This window comes from Methylorubrum salsuginis (genome assembly GCF_900114375.1).
Taxonomy (GTDB): Bacteria; Pseudomonadota; Alphaproteobacteria; order Rhizobiales; family Beijerinckiaceae; genus Methylobacterium; species Methylobacterium salsuginis.
Genome location: NZ_FOSV01000001.1, coordinates 451,899 through 470,821, shown reverse-complemented (window position 1 = coordinate 470,821; position 18,923 = coordinate 451,899). Strand labels below are relative to the sequence as shown.

Here is an 18,923-nt window from a genome sequence, read left to right as displayed (position 1 = left end):
CATCGTCCTGGATATCGGATCCAGGACGATGCTTGAGATCCTTGAATTGCATCGTCTTTTTCCGAAAGCCGGAAACCACCTTTTGGGACGATGCTTTAAGCCGGCCGGGCCGGACGCGACGGCGCCTCTCGGCGCGTCAGCCGGGGAGGGGCTTCTCCATCAGGACGGCGCGCGAGCGGACGGCCTCGCCTTCGTAGGGCGTCACCTCGCCGGTCGGCCCGAAACCCATCTTCTGCCAGAAGCCGCTCACGGGATTGGACTCGACCACGGCGAGCCGGGCGGTCCGGGCCTTGAGACGCAACCGCATGATCGACTCCGCCCGTGCATAGAGGGCGCGCCCGAGCCCGGCTCGGTGCTCGCTCTCCCGCACGGCCAGGAGGCCGATGAAGGCCGTGCCCGGCCGCGGATGATCGCCGATGAGGTCTAGCAGGCCGATCGGAACGCCGTGCCGATAGACGAGGAAGGCATGCTTGTCCCGGGGATCGCAGCCGGGCGGGCGGACGGTGAGGAGGTCGTGCGCGGCGTTCGCGCGCGCGTCGGTGCCGTCGACCCGCCGCGAATAGTCCCGCAGGTCGTCGAAGACGAGCCCGATCTCGGCCACGTCGGCCGCGGAGGCGCGCAGGAGGCAGAGCGGTCCGGATGCCATGGGGTCCTCCCCGAGCCGCGTCAGCGTCCCGTTGCGGCCGCCCGCGCGCCCGCAACGAGATCGGCCAGGATCGCCTGCGCTGCCGTCGTCGTCTCCGGCCCGGCGCCGACCGGCGTCCCCGCCGCAAACGGCGGCTGCGGTGCGTATTCCGCGACGAGTTGCGCGGTCTTCGCGTAAGCCTCCCCGCGCAGGCGGGCGGCGAGCGCCAGGGCGAAGTCGAGGCCGGCGGAGACGCCCGCCGCGGTGACGCGGTTGCGGTCGAACACGACGCGCTCGGCGACCGGCTCGGCGCCCAAGAGCGGCAGCACCGCGTCGCGCACGCACCAATGCGAGGTGGCGCGGTAGCCCCGCAGCAGGCCCGCCGCGCCGAGGATCAGCGATCCGGTGCAGACGCTCGTCACCCAGGCAGCGCGCTGCGCCCGCTCCTTGAGGAAGGCGAGGGTCGGGGCGTCGCGCATCTGCGCGGGCGTGCCGTCGCCGCCGGGGACGAGGAGGATGTCGAGGTCGCGGGCGCAAGATCCGAAATCGTGGGTCGCGACGAGCGACAGGCCGGTGTCGCTCGCCACCGGCCCGGTGCGGGCGGCGACCCATTCGATCGGCCCGAGCCCCGCCAGCAGGTTCTGCGGCCCGACCACGTCCAGCGCCGTCATGCCCGGATAGAGCAGGATCGCGATTGTGTTCGTGACGGGCGATGCCCCCGTGGGCTCGGTGAGGGCTGCGGCCCGCTGCGGCAGGGCGAGCGCGGCCGCGAGGGCCGCCGCCGTGAAGGCGCGGCGGTCGAGGGGAGGGCCGGCGTCGTCAGACCGGCCAGACCACATCGCGGTAGGCCCCGTCCCAAAAGAGGTATTCGAGCTGGGTCGCGCGGGCATAGGCCCGGTGCATGCGCGCGCGGAGCGCCGGGGAAGCGCCCTCGGCCGCCGCGTCGGTCGCGGCGATCATCGCGGCGACGGCCTGCGCGAACTCTTCGCCGGCATAGGTGTCGATCCAGGCCCGGTACGGGTTGTCGGCCGCCGCTTTCGAAAAGATGTCGCGGCCGACCTCGGCATAGATCCAGAAGCACGGGAGCAGGGCGCCGAGGACCACTTCGTAGGGCTCGGCGTAGGCACTCGCCATGAGCCACGCGACGTAATGGTCGCAAGGAGGCGACAGCGGCGTGGCGGCAAAGGTCGCCGGGTCGATGCCGTAGGTTTCAAAAAAGCCGCCGTGGAGCGCCCGCTCGACCACGATGGCGGTCTCGGCGCCGCGGGCGAACTGGACGATCCGGTCGGGATCGGGCGCCTTGGCGGCGGCCAGCGCCAGGGCGCGGCCGAAGCCGATCAGATAATGCGCGTCCTGCACGATGTAGCGCCGGAAGCGCTCCGCACTGAGCGTGCCCGCCGCGAGTTCGGCGTTGAACGGCATGGTGCGGATCGCCTCGTAGGCGGCGAGGTTGTCCGCCCAGGCTTCCTGCGAAAACCGCGTCATCCCTGGCGCTGCGCCTGCGTCACCGCCACGTGGATCAGTTCGGCGAGGGTGCGCACGCGGAGCTTCTGGCGCATCTGCGAGCAGGCGTTGGTCACGGTCTTGTAGGAGACCGAGAGGTCGGCCGCGATGGCCCCGTACGACTTGCCTTGCGCGAGGCGGGCCAGGATCTGCTGCTCGCGGGGGGTCAGCTGGGTCTCCGGCGTGCGGCGCGGGTCGGCGCGCAGCATCGCGACCTCGGTGGCGAGCCGCCGGTCGAGGAAGACCTCGCCCGCGCGCACCCGCTCGAAGGCCTGGAACAGCTCGTTCGAGGCGTGGTCCTTCAGCACGTAGCCGAGCGCCCCGGCCTCCAGCGCGCGGGAGACGATGACCGGATCGTTGTGCATCGAGAAGACCAGCACGCGGGTCTCGGGCTCGATGGCGCGCATGCGGCGGATCAGGGCGAGGCCGGCGAGCCCTGAGCCCTGGAAGGTGAGGTCGCAGATCACGACCTGCGGGCGCATGCGGTGGAAGGCGCGGTAGCCCGCGACCACGCCGGTCGCCTCCACCACGGTCTCGATCCCGGCATCCTCCAGCACCCGCCGGCAGCCCTGAAGCACGATCGGGTGATCGTCGATGACGAGGACCGGCGAGACGCTCGCCTCGTCCTTGCCCACCGGGCCCTTTCCGGGCAGCCCGCGGGGGGCCTCGCCCTTGGTCGAGGTCGCGGACATCGTCTGCGCGTTCATGGCCTGCGCATCACTTTTCCTGGGGCACGGGCGGGGCGGAGACATCCTCGCCGTCGTGCTCGGGGTCGATCGGGATGACGATCCGGACAACCGTGCCCGGCGCGCCGTTGTCAAGGGCGAAGCGCCCGCTGAGCGCTTCCACCCGCTCGCGCATCCCCGACAGGCCGAGGCCGACGCGGTGGTCGGGGGCGACGCCGCGTCCGTCGTCGCGCACGCGGATCGTCAGGGCCCGCCCGCCGTCCTCGGCGACCTCCTCGGCCTCGGCCCAGACGCGGGCGGCGGCGCCGTGGCGCACGGCGTTGGTCGTGCTCTCCTGGATGCAGCGGAACACCGTGAGATCGACGATGTCGCCGTAGCCCCGCGCCAGACCCTCGAACCGGCCCTCGAAGGCGGTGCCCGGATGGCGGCGCGAGAAGTCGCGCAGGAGCAGGTTGAGGCAGTCGGCCAGCGGCACCTCGCCCAGCGCATGCGGGCGCAGGCGGTTGAGCAGGTCGCGGTTGAGCGTCTGCACCTGCCCGACGATGCTGCCGATATCGGCGGCGCGCTGGCTGAGGCGGGCGCGGTCGATCTCCTTCTCGGCCCCGGCGAGGCGGGCGACGGAGGCGGCGTTGGCTTCCAGCGCGAACAGGCAGGGGCCGAACTCGTCGTGGAGCTCAAGCGCGGTGCGGCGGCGCTCGTCGTCCTGCGCGGTCAGCAATTGGCGATTGAGGCGGGCGTTGGCGGCCCGCGCCTCGGCGAGCGCCCCGGCGACGCGGTTGAAGCGGCCGGCGATGGCGGCGAGTTCGCGCGAGGCCGGCGGGTCGAGATGGGCGGTGTAATCGTGCCGCTCCAGCCGGGTGAGGCCGGCGGCGAGCTGGTCGAGGGGGCGCAGGATGCGCCCCAACGCGACGATCAACGCGGCCAGCACCGAGAGGTTGAGGACGAGGCTCGCCAGCGCCAGCGAGCGGGCATAGCCCCAGACCTCCTCGATCTCGTCGAGGGGCTCGGTGGTGATCGACACGGTGCCGATGCGCTCGCCGCCGATCTCGATCGGCAGGTCGTGCTGGCGCGGGGCGGGCGCGATCAGCCCGACGAACCAGGCGGGCGCCTCGTGGGCCTCCCGCCGCCGCTTGGCCGGGCTGAACCCGACCCGCTCGCCCGCCGCGTCGAGGATCGCGACGCGGACGTGGCGCAGGGCGCGGAACCGCAGGTCGAGGGCGTGGAGCACGCTGTCGGGGCTCGGGCTGCGCAGGGACTGGATCGTCTCGGCGACGAGCGGCTCGACCGTGGCGAGGCTCGCGTCCATCTCCACCTTCACGGCATGGCGGGCGTTGAGGACGATGAGGCCGCAGGAGAACAGGGCGACCACCGCATCGATCGCCAGCACGGCCAGGATCAGCCGCGTGCGCGTCGACCAGCCGGCCCAGAAGGGTGCGGCCGGACGTGTCGAAGCGGCCTCGGGGGCGGGCGCCTGAATCGGGGGCATGTCGGCAGGGGCGGGGGGAGCGGCGGGGTTCGGCACGGAGCCTCGCGATCGGTCAGGCCGACGGCCGGGCCTGGGGACCCGGGATCATTCGGCAAGTCCGCATCGGTTAAAGGTCTCGAATTCCTGCGGTTTCGACACTGGCACCGTGGCCGATCGGTTCGTGAAAGTCCATGGCGCCGAGCGCCACGCCCCCCAGCCGGCGCACTGATGTTTCTCTTAGAGGATCGTCCCGGATATCGGATTCGGGACGATTCTGTCCGTTATCGTGTCCCACCGGCTTTGCCCGAAAGCCGGCCCCACCCTGTCGGGCCGATGCTCTGGGGCATCCGAAGGCCCGTCCCGCCGCGCGCCACCAGCCCTTAGGGCGGCGTGCACCCTCCGTTAAATCTGCCGGCCGTATGAGTGGTTAAGCATGCCGGGTTCTCCGCGATAGGCTCGCGCGGCCGGGGAAGACTCGGAAAGTCCAGGCCGGACCAGGGTCGTCGTCAGATTCGCGGGCGCATTCGCGCGGATCGCGGCCTGCCGAACACTGGATCGGACTGCCGGGACATCTTGCCGCCGCATTGTCGAGGCGGAGTTGTTGCAGGGGTACAACGTGCAAGAGGCCAGCCGCATGTCGGTGGCGATCCACCCGTCCGAGACCCGCCCGAACCCGGTGCCGCCGCGCGCCGGCCGGGCGCGCCCGCCTTGGCGTCTCACCGCCGGGATCGTGCTCGGCGGCGCCGCGCTCGCGGGCTTCACCGCCGGAGCGTTCTCGTTCTTCTCCGGCCTCGCCGACCCGCGGGCGAGGCCGGTTCCGGTCGCGTCCGTGGCCTCGCAATGGCCCGACCTGAAGGACGGCGTGCCGGCGCTCGCCGAGGGCCCGGTCGCCGCGCCGACGCGCCTGTCACTTCCCCCTGCGCTGCCCCCCGTGGAACCGCCGCAGCGTGCGGAGGCCGCCCCCGCTCCGGTTCAGGCCGCCAAGGCCGAGCCGGCCCGTGCCGAGATCGCGACACCGCCGGCCCGGATCGAGACGCCGGAGCCGAAGGCCGAGCCCGTCCGCGCCGCGGCCTCCGGGCGCCCGAACCTGCCGATCGAGCCGGCTTCGACGCTGGCCCCCACGCGCACGGCGGCGGCCGTCGTGCCGGCGAAGGTCGCCGCGCCGCTGGCGCCGGCGCGGACCGAGACGGTGCGGGCCAAGGCCGAGCAGCCGGCCCGCTTCGTCTCCCTGCCGGCCAAACCGGAATCGCCCAAGCCGGAGCCCTCCAAGGCCGAAATCCGCAAGGCGGACACTCGCAAGCCCGAGGCTCCCAAGGCCGAGGCGAAGGCGACGCCGCGCCCCGACAAGGCCGAGAAGACCGAGGCCGCGCGCAAAACAGCCGCCCGCACCCGCGTGACGACGGCCGAGGCCGCACCCGCCGCTCCTACCCCCGCCCCCAGCGCGGCGGCGGACGACGAGCCGGAACTGCTCGGCATGAAGATTCCCGGCGGGCGCCAACTCCGCGACGGCTGGAACGCCACCGTCGGCGGGCTGATGGGCAAGAAGGACGGGGAGTAGGGGCGCGGGCCCGGCCGGCAGCCCCAAGCCCTCACGCTTCAGGTCGCGCGCTCCTCCCCCTATGGGGAAGACGGAGGAGGGGGGTGGTGCGGAAGGCACCGCTCCTGCCTCACCCTGCCCCTCGAACCCCTCCCCATCCAGATCGGGCTTGCTCGATCTGGGCAGGCAAAGAGCGGCTAGCGGGCAGGCCCGATATCCGCGGGGGATGGGACCCGCGCTCGAAGCGTCCTCGACACCGCGGTCGCGCCCCGGAGTGCTGACGCCCCGCCGCGCAATGACGGCGCGGGCTTGATCGAGACGGCCGCCCTCGCGGCCGCCCCCATCCCAAGAGGAATCAGCGCCGCTGCGCCGTCTTGCCGACGACTTCGCGGCGGTGCTTGGCGGCGCGCGGGCTTTTCGGCGGCTTGCCGGCGGCCGGGGCCTCGCCCTGCATCCGCTCGACGCGCACGTCCGGCGGTCCCCGGCGGGCGAAGGCCTCGGCGAAGGCCTCGGCGGCGCTGCCGCGAATCTCGAAGGTGGTCTCCCGGTCGAAGATGCGGATCGCGCCGATGTCGCCGCGGCCGATCCCGCCACGGCGGGTCAGCATCGGCAGAAGGCGGCGCGGCTCGGCCCGGTCGCGCCGGCCCATGTTGAGCCGGAACCAGACGCCGGGCTCGTCGTCGCCCACGCGCGGGGCGCCGATGGGGGCGCCGACGCGGGGATCGGAGCGGCGCGGCGGCTCGAAGCCCGGATCGGTCACGTCCTCCGGAACGGGGATGCGGGAGCGGTAGAGCCGCGCCAGCGACGCCGCGAGGCGCTCCGGCGGGAAGCGCTCCAGCAGCGCCTCGGCCCATTCCTTCTCCCAGTCGCGGTCCTCGTCCGACTCGACTTCGGCGAGCAGCGGGTCGGCCATCATCCGCTCGCGGTCGAGCACGCGGATCTCGTCCGCCGTCGGCGGGCCGCTCCACTCGGCGTTGACCTTGGCGATGGCGAACATCTGCTCGGCGCGGCGCCGCCGGGAGGCCGGCACCAGCACCACGCTCGTGCCTTTTCGCCCGGCGCGGCCGGTGCGGCCGGAGCGGTGCTGCATCACCTCGGCGTCGTGGGGCAGGTCGGCGTGGATGACGAGGTCGAGGCCCGGCAGGTCGATGCCGCGGGCGGCGACGTCGGTGGCGACGCAGACGCGGGCGCGGCCGTCGCGCAGGGCCTGGAGCGCGGCGTTGCGCTCGCCCTGGCCGAGTTCGCCCGAGAGCGCCACGGCGGAAAAGCCGCGCTCAGTCAGCGAGGCCTGGAGATGGCGCACCCCATCGCGGGTGTTGCAGAACACGATCGAGACCGGCGCATCGATGAAGCGCAGCACGTTGACGACGGCGTGCTCGACCTCGCGCGGCATCACGCGGACGGCGCGGTAGGCGATGTCGGCATGGCCGCGGGTCTCGCCGGCGACCGCCAGCCGCAGGGCGTCGCGCTGGTAGCGCTCGGCCAGGGTCACGATGGCCTTCGGCAGCGTGGCCGAGAACAGCAGCGTGCGCCGCGCGGGCGGCGTCGCGGCGAGGATGAATTCCAGATCCTCGCGGAATCCCATGTCGAGCATCTCGTCGGCCTCGTCGAGGACGACCGCGCGGAGATTCTCGGTGACGAGGCGACCGCGCTCCAGATGGTCGCGCAGGCGGCCCGGCGTGCCGACGACGATGTGGGCGCCGGCTTCCAGCGCGCGCGATTCCCGGCGCGGGTCCATGCCGCCGACATTGGCGATCACCCGCGCGCCGGTTTCGGCATAGAGCCACATCAGCTCGCGCTGGACCTGAAGAGCCAGTTCGCGGGTGGGCGCGATGGCGAGCGCCAGCGGCGCGCCGGGCGGGGGCAGGGCCTCGTTCGCGTCGAGCAGCGTGCCGGCGATGGCCAGCCCGAAGGCGACGGTCTTGCCCGAGCCGGTCTGGGCCGAGACGAGCAGGTCGCGCCCCGTCTCGGCGTCGAGCACGGCCTGCTGGACGGGCGTCGGCTCGGCGTAGCTGCGCGCTTCGAGCGCCCGGGCGAGGGGAGTGGGTAGGGGCGGAAAGGGCAAGGGGTCGCCTTCACGGCCAAAGGGGCCGGATCGGGAATCGGTGCCCGCTTCTAGCGCGTCGGAGGGCCGCCGACCACTACGCCGGCCGCGCGGCGGCGTTGCGCGGAGGGCGGCGGCTCCGGTGCGGGGCGCCGCCGGGTTCCGGCCTCAATCGTCGTCGCCGTCCGCGTCGCGCTTGTCCGAGGCTTTGGAGGCCTTGGCCGCCTTCTCGGTGACGGCGCCGCTCTGCGGATCGACTTTCACCTTGACGCTGCGGCCGTCCTTCACGGCCTTGCCCTCCCAGACGCCATCGTCGGCCTCCAGGCCGCGGATGCCGGAATAGCCGGCCTGTTCGAGGGCGCGCACCGCGCCTTCGATCGGCATCCAGTCGGGGCCGGGCCGGTCGTCGGCGAGCGCCGGGGCGGTCAGCAGGCCGGCCGCGACGAGGCCGAAGACGAAGGATTTGGGGGCGAAGGTCCGGGTCATCGAAGGCTCCTTGGGATTGGAAGAGGACCCGGCCTCGATAGCCCCCGGCCCCCGGCGCCGGCCTGACGGCGGATGTCAGGCAAATGTCAGCGTGGCGGGCACGGTCTTCGCGCGTCGGCACGGATCGGCTACACCGCCGCCGACACGACCAGCGGTGAGGGACCGGACGGATGAGCGCGGATCACGGCACGGCGGGGGGCGGGTTCACCGCGATTGTACTCGCCGCCGGCAAGGGCACGCGGATGCGCTCGGAGCGGCCCAAGGTGCTGCACGCGCTGGCCCACCGCACGATGCTCGGCCACGTGCTCGCCGCCGTGCAGGAGGCGGGCGCCCAAAACCTCGCCGTGGTGGTCGAGCCCGGCCGCGCGGACGTGGCCGACGAGGTCGCCCGCATGGCGCCGGGCGCCAGCACCCATCCCCAGGCCGAGCGCCTCGGCACCGCGCATGCCGTGCTCGCCGCCCGCGCGGCGATCGAGGGCCGTCCGGCCGACGTGCTGGTGGCCTTCGGCGACACGCCGCTGATCACCGCCGAGACCTATGCGCGGCTGCGGGCCCCCTTGCGCGCGGGCGCGGCGGTCGCGGTGCTGGCCTTCGAGGCGCGCGACCCGACCGGCTACGGACGGGTGCTGACCGAGGGCGGCCGGGTCGTGGCGATCCGCGAGGAGAAGGACGCGAGCGCCGAGGAGCGGGCGGTGCGGCTGTCGAATGCCGGGCTGATGGCGCTCTCCGGGGCGCATGCCCTGTCGCTTCTCTCCCGGATCGGCAACGACAACGCCAACCGCGAATACTACCTCACCGACGCGGTCGCGCTCGCCGTCGCCGACGGACTCCAAGTGGCCGTGGTGGATGTGGCCGAGGACGAGGCGCTCGGCGTCAACGACCGGGTTCAGCTCTCGGTGGCCGAGGCCGCGATCCAGGCGCGCCTGCGCCGCGCGGCCCAGCTCGGCGGCGCGACGCTGATCGCCCCCGAGACCGTTTTCTTGAGCGCCGACACCGTGCTCGGCCGCGACGTGCTGGTGGAGCCCCATTGCGTGTTCGGCCCCGGCGTGGTGATCGGCGACGGCTGCACGGTTCGCGCCTTCTCGCACCTGCACGATGCCCGGCTGATGGCGGGCACCGATATCGGCCCGCATGTGCGCCTGCGCGGCGGCGCGGTGCTGGAGGAAGGCGTCCATCTCGGCAACTTCGTCGAGGTGAAGAACGCCACCCTGCACGCGGGCGCCAAGGCCTCGCACCTGACCTATCTCGGCGACGCCGAGGTCGGCGCGGGCGCGAATATCGGTGCCGGCACCATCACCTGCAATTACGACGGCGTGTCGAAGCATAAGACGGTGATCGGCGCGGGCGCCTTCATCGGCTCGAATTCGGCGCTGGTCGCCCCCGTCCACATCGGCGACGGCGCGCTCGTCGGCGCCGGCTCGGTCATCACCCGCGACGTCCCCGCCGACGCCCTGGCGCTCGCCCGGGGTCGGCAGACGACGCGCGAGGGTGCGGCCAAGACGCTGCGGCAGACGCTGAACGCGGCGAAGGCTGCGAAGAACGGCTGATTGCCACCACCGTCATTCCGGGGCGCCGAAGGCGAACCCGGAATCCACCCGTGATGCGCGGCTGTTGTCACCGTCGCGGCCAGTCGTGGATTGCACGCCTCCGGCGCGCCCCTTCGGGTCCGGGTTCCGCTGCGCGGCCCCGGAATGACGGCGGTGGGTGTGATGAGGGGGCGGACGCCCCATGGCGCCGGGTCGCGAAGCCCCCGCCGTAACCGCTGGCCTTGTGCCGCCGCGATCCGGTACAAGCCCGGTTTCGCGCGGCCCCTTGAGGTCCGTCCCTTGCACTGCAACATGGCGGAGCGGGGCAGTGTCCCGTTTCGGGATGCCGGCGTGTGGGCGGCCGGGCGGCGTTGAGGATCGGACCATGTGCGGAATCGTCGGCATCGTCGGGCGCGAGTCGGTGGCGGATGGGCTGGTCGAGGCGCTGCGGCGGCTCGAATATCGCGGCTACGATTCCGCCGGAATCGCCACTTTGGAGCACGGCCGGCTGGAGCGCAGGCGCGCCGAGGGCAAGCTCTCCAACCTCCAGATCAAGCTGTCGCAGGCGCCGCTGTCCGGCGCCATCGGCATCGGCCACACCCGCTGGGCGACGCATGGGCGCCCCAACGAGACCAACGCCCATCCCCACGCCACCGAGCGGCTGGCCGTGGTCCATAACGGCATCATCGAGAATTTTCGCGAGCTGAAGGAAGAGCTGCAGGCCACCGGCGCCCGGTTCGAGTCCGACACCGACACCGAGGTCGTGGCGCAGCTCGTCCATCACCTGATGGGGCAGGGGCTCGGAGCCGTGGAGGCGGTCGCCGCCGCGCTGCCGCGCCTGCGCGGCGCCTTCGCGCTGGGCTTCCTGTTCGCCGGCGAGGAGGACTTCCTGATCGGCGCCCGCCACGGCGCGCCGCTCGCCATCGGCTTCGGCCGGGGTGAGACCTATCTCGGCTCCGATGCGCTCGCGCTCGCCCCCTTCACCGACGAGATCACCTATCTCGAAGAGGGCGACTGGGCGATCCTGACCCGCGACGGCGCCGAGATCCGCGACATCGAGGGCGCGGTGGTGAAGCGCGCCCGCCAGCGCATCGCCACGCAAGCCTACCTCGTCGACAAGGGCAACCACCGCCACTTCATGGCCAAGGAAATCCACGAGCAGCCGGAGGTCGTCGGCCGTACGCTCGCCCACTACGTCGACATGGCGAATGGGCGCATCGCGCTGCCCGGCACGCTACCCTTCGACTTCGCGAAACTGTCGCGCCTGTCGATCACCGCCTGCGGCACCGCCTTCTATGCCGGCCTGGTGGCCAAGTACTGGTTCGAGACGATCGCGCGGCTGCCGGTCGAGATCGACGTCGCCTCCGAGACCCGCTACCGCGAGCCGCCGCTGGAGCAGGGCGGGCTGACGCTGGTCATCTCGCAATCGGGCGAGACCGCCGACACCCTGGCCTCGCTGCGCTATGCGAAGGCCCAGGGCCAGCACACCCTCAGCGTCGTCAACGTGCCGACCTCGACCATCGCGCGGGAATCCTCCGCGGTGATGCCGACGCTCGCCGGCCCCGAGATCGGCGTGGCCTCGACGAAAGCCTTCTCGTGTCAGCTTACCGTGCTGCTCTGCCTCGCCATCGCGGCGGGCCGGGCGCGGGGCACGATCGATGCGGCCCGAGAGCGGGCGCTGGTCGACGCGCTCATCTCCGTGCCGGGGCTGATGGCGGACTCGGTGAAGCTGGAGGGGGAGGTCGAGGCGCTAGCCCGCGAGATCGCCAAGGCCCGCGACGTGCTCTATCTGGGCCGCGGCACCAGCTATCCGATGGCGCTCGAAGGCGCGCTGAAGCTCAAGGAAATCAGCTACATCCACGCCGAAGGTTATGCGGCGGGCGAACTCAAGCACGGGCCCATCGCGCTGATCGACGAGAGCGTGCCGGTGATCGTCATTGCGCCCCACGACGCGATCTTCGAGAAGACGGTCTCGAACATGCAGGAGGTCGCGGCGCGGGGCGGCAAGATCATCCTCGTCGGCGACGCCCGTGGCGCGGCCGCCGCCGGCCTCGACACGCTGGCGACGCTGACCATGCCGGAGGTGGACCCGGTGGTCGCCCCCATCGTCTACGCGGTGCCGGTGCAGTTGATCGCCTATCACACCGCCGTCTTCATGGGGAAAGACGTGGACCAGCCGCGCAACCTCGCGAAGTCGGTGACGGTGGAGTAGGGGCCGAGGTTTCAGCCGTGCGTGTGTCCATGGCAAAAAAAGTCGGGTGAAAAAATTAGTCGGGTGAAACCTGTTAGAAAATAAAGTCGGGTGAAGCCACGGCTTCCAAAGAGAGACCTCTCAGCGCCCCACAATCTCGGTCGTGGCACACCATCCGGCAGACCTTCGCTCGGTTCACAGTTGACAAGTGTCGCAACTGCCTCGCCGTAGGCGGTTACGATGCCGACTTGGCCGTCGCTACCTAAGCGGATACGGCTCTAGATCGGCTGACCGAGAATGCCGAGGATCGTGCGGCGCAGGCGCACCAGTTCGGGGTCGTCGCGGTGACGCGGATAGGGGAGATCGACGGGCAGGTCCGCGCGGATCGCCGCCGGGCGGTCGGAGAGCACGATCACGCGCTCGGCCAGCACCAAGGCTTCCTCCACATCGTGGGTGACGAGGAGGGTGGTGAAGCGCGTCTCCTGCCACAGCCGCAGGATTTCGGCCTGGAGCGCCAGCCGGGTCAGGGCGTCGAGCTTGCCGAGCGGCTCGTCGAGCAGCAGCAGGCGCGGCGCGTTCACCAGGGCGCGGGCCAGCGCCGCGCGCTGCGCCATGCCACCGGAGAGCTGGTGGGGAAACACCTCGGCGAAGCCGTCGAGCCCGACGAGGCGCAACGCCGCCTCGACCTTCGCCGCGCGGTCCGGTTTCGCGACGCCGCGGGCCTCCAGCCCCAGCCTCACGTTCCCCTGCACCGTGCGCCAGGGATAGAGCGTCGGGTCCTGGAACACGAGGAGACGCGACGGGTCGGGGCCTTCGACCCGCCGTCCATCGACGGCGATGCGGCCGGCGCCCGGCGGCTCCAGCCCGGCGACGAGGCGCAGCAGGGTGGACTTGCCGCAGCCGGAGGGGCCCAGCAGCGCCACGAAGCCGCCGGGCGCCACGTCGAGCGAGATGCGGTCGAGGACGGGCAGGGCCGTGCCACGGATGTCGAAGGCGTGCGAGACCGCCTCGATCGCGAGGCGCGATCCGGCCACGTCGGCGTTGGGGCGCTCGAGGATCGCGGCTACCATTGCACCAGCCCCTTCTGCCAGGAGAGCACCCGGTCGCGGAAGCGGAACAGCAGGGAGATGAGCCCGGAGCACATCAGCGCCATCACGATCAGCGCGGCGTAGAGGTTGGCGTAGGCCGCCCACCCTTGGGCCCATTGCAGGTACCAGCCGAGGCCGGCCCTCACGCCGAGCATCTCGGCCACCACCAGCACGGCGAACGCGCCGCCGAGCCCCATGAACAGCCCGACGAAGACGTGCGGCAGCGCCGCCGGCACCGCCACCCGCAGCACGAGGAAGGCGGGCGAGGCGCCCAGCGTGCGCGCCACATCGAAATAGGCCTTGTTGACGCCGGCCACGCCGGACCACGTCAGCACCGTCACGGGAAAGCCGGTGGCGAGCGCGATCAGGAAGGTGCTGGCCGACCACGACGAGTGGAACACGAAGAAGGCGAGCGGCAACCACGCGGTCGCGGGCAACGGCCCGACGAAGCGCAGGATCGGATGGGCCCAGTAGCCCACCGCCTTCGACCAGCCGATGGCGACGCCGAGCACGAAGCCGAGCCCGGCGCCGATCAGGTAACCGCCCGCCAGCAGCTTCAGCGAGGCCAGGATGGAGCCGCCGAGCCGGGGCCAGTCGTCGAGGAAGACTTCCAGGATCGCCTGGGGCGGGGGGAAGAACGGCATTGGCAGGAGCGCGAACTTCGCGGTGATCAGTTCCCAGGCGAGGAAGCCCAGCGCCACGAGCGTCAGCCAGGGCGTCCAATGCGCCAGAGAAGCCCCGGCCCGGCCGAGGCGGGCCGAGAGGGCGGCGAGCGGCGCGAGCGCTAGGCCGAGGGCCAGCGCAACGGCGGCGAAGGTCGCGGTGTAAGCAAAATCGCCCTCTTCCGGCAGGGCATAGGTCGCGCCTGCGAGCGCGAGCCACGCCGCCCCGAGGACGAGCGCCCGCAAAGGCGGTCCGGGAAGGCGCGCCGCGCTTGGCAGGGTGCCGGCGAATCCGGTGAGATGGGCCATGGGCGCGCCTTCAGCTCAGCACGTCGGCGTAGACGCGTTCGGCGAACTTCGCCGTATCGGTCGAGCGCTTGAGGACGTTCACCTGTTTCAGCTCGTCGCCGTAGAGCACGAGCTGGCGCTTGAGGTCGGCGCCGACGGGGCGGTCGCCGTGGTGCTGGCTCCTGAGCATCGCGGCCAGATCCTCGACCGAGCCCCGTCCACCGTAACCGGAGAAGATGCGGGCGGCGTCCTCCGGGTCCGCGTGGACGCGGTGGCCCGCCTCCAGCACGGCGCGGGTGAGCGCGCCGGCGGCCGCGCGATCCCCCCGGATCAAGCTGCCGCGCACCGCCACCACGCAGCAGGTGCGGTCGGCGTAGTCGCCCGACAGGTTGGTGGCGACTTCCGCGAATTTCGGGTCCTTCAACCAGATCCACGTGCGCGGATCGGAATCGGCCAGCGCCTGCGCCTCGCCCTTCTCGACCGCGAGGTTGAGGAGATCGGCCGGGTATTGGCGCCACTCGACGCCGGTCTCGGGATCGATGCCGGCCTTGGCGAGCAGAAGCGCGAAGAAATTCTTGGCCGGGCTGGCGTGGTCGCTGATCGCAATCGTCTTGCCCTTGAGCGCGGCGATGTCGGTGATGCCGGCGGATTTCGCACCGAGCAGCCGCAGGCAGCCGCCGTGCAGGCCGGCGGTGACCTTCACGTCGAAGCCCTGCTCCAGGGGTTTCAGCCAGCGCAGCGCCATGCCGATGCCGGCATCGGCCTTGGCCGTCGCGATGGCCTCCAGCAGCGCCTCGGTCGAGCCGCCGAAATTGACGAACTCCACATCGAGCCCGTGCGCGGCGAAGATGCCGCGCTCCTTGGCGAGCGGGGCTGCGGCGGTGCAGATCGCGGTGGCGTTCCAGGCGAGCTTGATCGGTTTCAGCGGGCCCGCGGCGGCCTCCGCGGCGGTGGGGCGGCAGATCGGGCCGGGATCGAACGGCGCCGGACCGGGCCCCCAGGCGCGCACGCCGCCCATCCCGAACCCAAGCGGCAGGGCCGCCGCCGCGGCGCCCGCGCGCAGCAGGGATCGGCGCGACGGCAGGAGGCCGGGGCGCGGGGGCTCGTCGGTCATGGTCGTCTCCGGGAGAGGGCGCACGCGCGCACGTCCGCCCGGAGAGTCGGGACGGCTTGGCGCATCGATAGGGAGAACGGCCTCGTTGGTCGGGCCGATGTATTCAATCTTCAATCGCGCAGCGATGAAGTCAATCGAAGCATCTTTTCAAGATGCGCTGCAGCTTGCGATGAAATTTCTCGGCCACGGCTCGGGCGAGAAGATTTTCCGTTCCGTGGTTCGCACCGTCGAACATCGGCCCCATGACGGGAAAGCTCGGGGTAAATCCTATCGCAATTGCATCCGCAGCAGATGACCTGCGCGCCGGCGGCAGGGCGGAGCGTGATCTTCCGGCATTCCGGGGCTCGTGGGCAGAACCTCCTTTCGGCGCCCCCGACTTTGGAAACACGTTTCGTTGACCGCGCGGGGCCGCCCGCCGAGCATGGGGACACCGGCCGGGGCGCCACCTGCCGACCGTCTCCGCACGCCACCTCAAGGCCCCTCCACCGCCTCCCATGCCTCCTCGATGAATACGGCCGCCGCGCCCCTCGACACCGCCCGCACGCTCGCCGAACGCTTCGCCGACGGCGCGGCCGAGCGCGACCGCAGCGGCGCCTTCCCGCACGCCCCCCTCGCGGCCCTGCGCGAGGCCGGCCTGATCGGGCTCAGTGTGCCGGAACGGCTCGGCGGCGGCGGGGGCGGGCTCATGCAGGCGGCGCAGGTGGTCGGCGCCGTCGGTGCGGGCGATCCGGCGGTCGCGCTCGTGCTGGCGATGACGCTGCTCCAGCACGGGCTGATCCATCGCGCGGACACGCCCTGGCCCCGCGCGCTGGCCGACCGGATCGGGCGCGAGGCCGCGGCGGACGGCGCCCTCATCAACGCGCTGCGGGTCGAGCCCGATCTCGGCACGCCGGCCCGCGGCGGCCTGCCGGCCACCCTCGCCCGGCACGACGGCGGCGACTGGCGCCTGACGGGGCGGAAGATCTACTCCACCGGCGCGCCGGGGCTCGCCTACGGCCTCGTCTTCGCCCGCACCGACGAGGCCGAGCCGCGCATCGGAAATTTTCTAGTGCCGATGTCGTCCCCCGGCCTGCGCATCGAGGAGACGTGGGACCATCTGGGACTGCGCGCCTCGGGCAGCCACGACGTGGTGTTCGAGGATGTCCGCATACCGGCCGAACACGCCGTCGATCTGCGGCGCCCGGACGAGTGGCGGCGGCCCGATTCCCTGCAGCAGGCCTGGAGCTGCGCGCTTCTCGCCGCTCTCTACGATGGCGTCGCGCGGGCGTCGCAAGCGTGGTTCGCGCGCTTCCTGCACGAGCGCGTTCCCGGCAGTCTCGGCGCGCCGCTCGCCAGCCTGCCCCGCTTCCACGAGGCTTTCGGCGAGAACGAACGGCTGCTCTCCGTCAACGCCCGACTGGTCGCGAGCCTCGCTGCCGAGACCGATGAGAGAGCGCCGCCCGCACCGCAGGAGGCGGGCTTCGTCAAGCTGACGGTGACCGAGAACGCGATCCAGGCAGTGCAGCGGGTGTCCGAGCTGTGCGGCAACGCTGCGCTGTCCCGAAAACATCCGCTGGAGCGGCACCTGCGCGACGTCCTGTGCGCGCGCATCCACTGGCCGCAGGGCGACGCGGTTCGCTCTGCCACCGGCCGCGCCGCGCTCGGCGTCTGACGAGGAGAACCCCATGAGCCTGCTGCCGCCCGACGCCACCGAATTCATCGGCTTCGTCGCCCCGCACGAGGTCTCCGAGTCACGCGCCCCGCGCGGACCGGCGATCGAGCCCGATTACCTGCGCCTCCTGGCGCAGGCGCACGAGCACGGCGGGTTCGACCGGGTGCTGGTGGCCTTCTATGCCACGGCGCCCGACCCGCTGCTGATCGCCGCCGAGATCGCCCACGCGACGCGGCGGATCGGGCTGATGATCGCCCACCGCACCGGCTTCACCGCGCCGACCGTCGCGGCGCGCCAGTTCGCGACGCTGGACCGTCTCACCGGCGGCCGGGTGGCGATCCACGCGATCAGCGGCGGCGACGACCGCGATCTGGCCCGCGACGGCGACCGCCTCACCAAGGACGAGCGCTACGCCCGCACGAGCGAGTTCCTCGACATCCTGCGCCTTTCGTGGACCTCGGACACGCCGTTCGACTATGCGGGCACGCATTACCGGATCGCGGGCGGCTTTTCCGAGGTGAAGCCGGTGGGGGCGATCCCGGTCTATTTCGGCGGCGCCTCGCCCGCCGCCCTCGCGGTGGCGGGCCGGCACGCCGACACCTACGCGCTGTGGGGCGAGACCCAGGCCCAGGTGCGCGAGCTGATCGGCCGGCTGCGCGCGGCGGCCGCCCCGCACGGGCGCGCCCCGCGCTTCAGCCTGTCGCTGCGGCCGATCCTGGCCGAGACCGAGGAGCGGGCCTGGGCGCGGGCGGACGCCATCCTCGCCGAGACCCGGCGGCTGCGGGCCGCCCGCGGCCTCGGACCGGCCGCGGCACCGCAGAACGAGGGCTCGCGCCGGCTGCTCGCGGCGGCGGCGCAAGGCCCGCGCCTCGACAAGCGGCTCTACACCGCGATCGCCGCCGAGACGGGGGCATCGGGCAACTCGACGGCGCTCGTCGGCACGCCCGAGCAGGTCGCCGACGCGCTCCTCGACTATCACGATCTCGGCGTGCGCACCTTCCTGATCCGCGGCTTCGACCCGCTGGAAGACGCGATCCAGTACGGGCGCGCGCTGCTGCCCGCCTTCAAGCACCTGCTGGCGCAGCGTGGCGCAGCGGCGGAGGCCGCGTGATGGCCCGCCTCCTCGTCCTGATCGCGCTGGCCTTCGCCGCCCTCGCCCCGGCCCGCGCGGAAGAGACCCTGCGCGTCGGCGACCAGCGCGGCAACGCCCGCGCCCTGATGGAGGCCGCGGGCGTGCTCGACGGCCTGCCCTACCGGCTCGAATGGAGCGAGTTCCCCGCCGCTGCACCGCTGTTGGAGGCGTTGAACGCGGGCGCGATCGATGCGGGCGGGGTGGGCGACGCGCCCTTCACCTTCGCGGCTGCGGCGGGCGTGCCGGTCAAGGCGTTCCTCGCCTTCCGCAACCGGCAGGACGGGCTCGCGATCCTGGTGCGGCCCGATTCCGCGATCCGCAGCGTCGCCGACCTGCGGGCCAAGCGCATCGCCACCAACCGCGGCTCGATCGGCCATCAGGTCGTGCTCGCCGCCCTCGAAGAGGCGGGTTTGCCCGCCGATAGCGTGCAGTTCCGCTTCCTCCCGCCCGCCGACGCCAAGCTGGCGCTGACCTCCGGCGCGGTCGATGCGTGGTCGACCTGGGAGCCCTATACCTCGGCGGCCGAACTCGCCGGGCTCGTCCGGGTGGTCCGCGACGGCAACGGCATCACGCCGGGCCTGAGCTACGCGGTAGCGAACGACACGGCGCTCAAGACCAAGCGCGCCCTGCTCGCCGACTACGCCGCGCGGCTGGCCAAGGCGCGGGCCTGGGCGCTGACCGACCCAGGCCCCTATGCCGCCGCGTGGTCGAAGTTGATCGGCCTGCCCGAGGCGGTGCCGCTGCGCTGGTTCGGCCGCGCCCAGTACCGCACCGTGCCGATCGACGAGAGCGTCATCACGGATGAGCAGCGCATCATCGACCTCTACGTGCGCGCCGGCCTGATCCCGGCCTCCCGCGCCCCGCGCGCCGAGGTGATCCTCGACGCGGGGTTTTCCGACGCGCTCGCCGTCATGCGATGATCGCT

17 protein-coding genes are annotated in these 18,923 nt (G+C 72.3%); 7 read left to right on the top strand and 10 right to left on the bottom strand.

Annotation, left to right across the window (positions count from 1 at the left end):
• Positions 1–136 precede the first annotated feature (136 nt).
• From BM140_RS02170 to BM140_RS02150, 5 genes are read right to left on the bottom strand one after another with little or no spacing between them, the layout of a single operon-like run.
• The gene (locus BM140_RS02170; protein ID WP_091941463.1) at positions 137–646 is read right to left on the bottom strand and encodes a GNAT family N-acetyltransferase; all 510 of its coding nucleotides are present in this window, start codon (positions 644–646) and stop codon (positions 137–139) included.
• A gap of 20 nt (positions 647–666) precedes the next feature.
• Positions 667–1,464 (bottom strand): DJ-1/PfpI family protein, encoded by a 798-nt coding sequence (locus tag BM140_RS02165; RefSeq protein ID WP_091941461.1) that lies wholly within the window; start codon positions 1,462–1,464, stop codon positions 667–669.
• Positions 1,445–2,110 (bottom strand): TenA family protein, encoded by a 666-nt coding sequence (locus BM140_RS02160; protein ID WP_091941459.1) that lies wholly within the window; start codon positions 2,108–2,110, stop codon positions 1,445–1,447. Before BM140_RS02160 ends, BM140_RS02165 begins: the two co-directional genes overlap by 20 nt.
• Positions 2,107–2,835 carry a response regulator transcription factor gene (locus tag BM140_RS02155; protein ID WP_244535252.1) on the bottom strand — a complete coding sequence of 243 codons (729 nt, stop codon included), beginning with the start codon at positions 2,833–2,835 and terminating at the stop codon, positions 2,107–2,109. Before BM140_RS02155 ends, BM140_RS02160 begins: the two co-directional genes overlap by 4 nt.
• A 10-nt stretch (positions 2,836–2,845) precedes the next feature.
• Positions 2,846–4,300: an ATP-binding protein gene (locus tag BM140_RS02150; RefSeq protein ID WP_091941457.1), complete on the bottom strand. Its 1,455-nt coding sequence runs from the start codon at positions 4,298–4,300 to the stop codon at positions 2,846–2,848.
• A gap of 613 nt (positions 4,301–4,913) precedes the next feature.
• Between BM140_RS02150 and BM140_RS02145 the strand changes: the two genes are divergently transcribed.
• Positions 4,914–5,837 (top strand): hypothetical protein, encoded by a 924-nt coding sequence (locus BM140_RS02145; RefSeq protein ID WP_091941455.1) that lies wholly within the window; start codon positions 4,914–4,916, stop codon positions 5,835–5,837.
• A 334-nt stretch (positions 5,838–6,171) separates the two neighbouring features.
• On the opposite strand, the gene BM140_RS02140 is transcribed toward BM140_RS02145, so the two are convergent.
• Both BM140_RS02140 and BM140_RS02135 read right to left on the bottom strand, forming a co-directional pair.
• Positions 6,172–7,881 carry a DEAD/DEAH box helicase gene (locus BM140_RS02140; RefSeq protein WP_091941453.1) on the bottom strand — a complete coding sequence of 570 codons (1,710 nt, stop codon included), beginning with the start codon at positions 7,879–7,881 and terminating at the stop codon, positions 6,172–6,174.
• Positions 7,882–8,028: 147 nt separating this feature from the next.
• Positions 8,029–8,346, bottom strand: a complete 318-nt coding sequence (locus BM140_RS02135; protein ID WP_091941451.1) for a PepSY domain-containing protein — start codon at positions 8,344–8,346, stop codon at positions 8,029–8,031.
• A gap of 170 nt (positions 8,347–8,516) precedes the next feature.
• On the opposite strand from BM140_RS02135, the gene glmU reads away from it, so the two are divergent.
• Both glmU and glmS read left to right on the top strand, forming a co-directional pair.
• A complete protein-coding gene (gene glmU, locus BM140_RS02130; RefSeq protein ID WP_091941449.1) occupies positions 8,517–9,893 on the top strand; it encodes a bifunctional UDP-N-acetylglucosamine diphosphorylase/glucosamine-1-phosphate N-acetyltransferase GlmU in 1,377 nt (458 codons plus the stop codon).
• A 364-nt stretch (positions 9,894–10,257) separates the two neighbouring features.
• Entirely contained in the window at positions 10,258–12,084 is a 1,827-nt protein-coding gene (gene glmS / locus BM140_RS02125) for a glutamine--fructose-6-phosphate transaminase (isomerizing) (protein ID WP_091941447.1), read from the top strand.
• Positions 12,085–12,341: 257 nt separating this feature from the next.
• Here the strand turns inward: glmS and BM140_RS02120 are convergent, their stop codons facing one another.
• The 3 genes from BM140_RS02120 to BM140_RS02110 are packed head-to-tail and all read right to left on the bottom strand — an operon-like array spanning position 12,342 to position 15,215.
• Positions 12,342–13,133, bottom strand: coding sequence for an ABC transporter ATP-binding protein (locus BM140_RS02120; protein ID WP_091941445.1), 792 nt, complete (start codon positions 13,131–13,133; stop codon positions 12,342–12,344).
• On the bottom strand, positions 13,127–14,122 hold the full coding sequence (locus BM140_RS02115) for an ABC transporter permease (protein ID WP_091941443.1): 996 nt from the start codon (positions 14,120–14,122) through the stop codon (positions 13,127–13,129). Before BM140_RS02115 ends, BM140_RS02120 begins: the two co-directional genes overlap by 7 nt.
• A gap of 10 nt (positions 14,123–14,132) precedes the next feature.
• Entirely contained in the window at positions 14,133–15,215 is a 1,083-nt protein-coding gene (locus tag BM140_RS02110; protein WP_091941441.1) for an ABC transporter substrate-binding protein, read from the bottom strand.
• 85 nt (positions 15,216–15,300) lie between these two features.
• Here BM140_RS02110 and BM140_RS25320 point away from each other — a divergent pair, with 85 nt between their 5' ends.
• The 4 genes from BM140_RS25320 (at position 15,301) to BM140_RS02095 (ending at position 18,918) form a co-directional block, all read left to right on the top strand.
• Complete coding sequence (locus BM140_RS25320) at positions 15,301–15,510, top strand: hypothetical protein (RefSeq protein ID WP_131803724.1); 210 nt, start codon at positions 15,301–15,303, stop codon at positions 15,508–15,510.
• 210 nt (positions 15,511–15,720) lie between these two features.
• On the top strand, positions 15,721–16,866 hold the full coding sequence (locus BM140_RS02105) for an acyl-CoA dehydrogenase family protein (RefSeq protein ID WP_091941439.1): 1,146 nt from the start codon (positions 15,721–15,723) through the stop codon (positions 16,864–16,866).
• Positions 16,867–16,879: 13 nt separating this feature from the next.
• Positions 16,880–17,977: an LLM class flavin-dependent oxidoreductase gene (locus tag BM140_RS02100; RefSeq protein ID WP_091941437.1), complete on the top strand. Its 1,098-nt coding sequence runs from the start codon at positions 16,880–16,882 to the stop codon at positions 17,975–17,977.
• The gene (locus BM140_RS02095) at positions 17,977–18,918 is read left to right on the top strand and encodes an ABC transporter substrate-binding protein (protein WP_091941435.1); all 942 of its coding nucleotides are present in this window, start codon (positions 17,977–17,979) and stop codon (positions 18,916–18,918) included. The genes BM140_RS02100 and BM140_RS02095 overlap by 1 nt, the downstream gene beginning before the upstream one ends.
• Positions 18,919–18,923: the final 5 nt, after the last annotated feature.

Excerpts from the sequence above, each read along its gene's own strand:
- BM140_RS02165 (WP_091941461.1), bottom strand. The coding sequence starts at position 1,464 with ATGTGGTCTGGCCGGTCTGACGACGCCGGCCCTCCCCTCGACCGCCGC.
- BM140_RS02135 (WP_091941451.1), bottom strand. The coding sequence starts at position 8,346 with ATGACCCGGACCTTCGCCCCCAAATCCTTCGTCTTCGGCCTCGTCGCG.
- glmU (WP_091941449.1), top strand. The coding sequence starts at position 8,517 with ATGAGCGCGGATCACGGCACGGCGGGGGGCGGGTTCACCGCGATTGTA.
- BM140_RS02110 (WP_091941441.1), bottom strand. The coding sequence starts at position 15,215 with ATGACCGACGAGCCCCCGCGCCCCGGCCTCCTGCCGTCGCGCCGATCC.
- BM140_RS02155 (WP_244535252.1), bottom strand. The coding sequence starts at position 2,835 with ATGAACGCGCAGACGATGTCCGCGACCTCGACCAAGGGCGAGGCCCCC.
- glmS (WP_091941447.1), top strand. The coding sequence starts at position 10,258 with ATGTGCGGAATCGTCGGCATCGTCGGGCGCGAGTCGGTGGCGGATGGG.
- BM140_RS02145 (WP_091941455.1), top strand. The coding sequence starts at position 4,914 with ATGTCGGTGGCGATCCACCCGTCCGAGACCCGCCCGAACCCGGTGCCG.
- BM140_RS02150 (WP_091941457.1), bottom strand. The coding sequence starts at position 4,300 with ATGCCCCCGATTCAGGCGCCCGCCCCCGAGGCCGCTTCGACACGTCCG.
- BM140_RS02160 (WP_091941459.1), bottom strand. The coding sequence starts at position 2,110 with ATGACGCGGTTTTCGCAGGAAGCCTGGGCGGACAACCTCGCCGCCTAC.
- BM140_RS02100 (WP_091941437.1), top strand. The coding sequence starts at position 16,880 with ATGAGCCTGCTGCCGCCCGACGCCACCGAATTCATCGGCTTCGTCGCC.
- BM140_RS02105 (WP_091941439.1), top strand. The coding sequence starts at position 15,721 with ATGAATACGGCCGCCGCGCCCCTCGACACCGCCCGCACGCTCGCCGAA.
- BM140_RS02170 (WP_091941463.1), bottom strand. The coding sequence starts at position 646 with ATGGCATCCGGACCGCTCTGCCTCCTGCGCGCCTCCGCGGCCGACGTG.
- BM140_RS02120 (WP_091941445.1), bottom strand. The coding sequence starts at position 13,133 with ATGGTAGCCGCGATCCTCGAGCGCCCCAACGCCGACGTGGCCGGATCG.
- BM140_RS02115 (WP_091941443.1), bottom strand. The coding sequence starts at position 14,122 with ATGGCCCATCTCACCGGATTCGCCGGCACCCTGCCAAGCGCGGCGCGC.
- BM140_RS02095 (WP_091941435.1), top strand. The coding sequence starts at position 17,977 with ATGGCCCGCCTCCTCGTCCTGATCGCGCTGGCCTTCGCCGCCCTCGCC.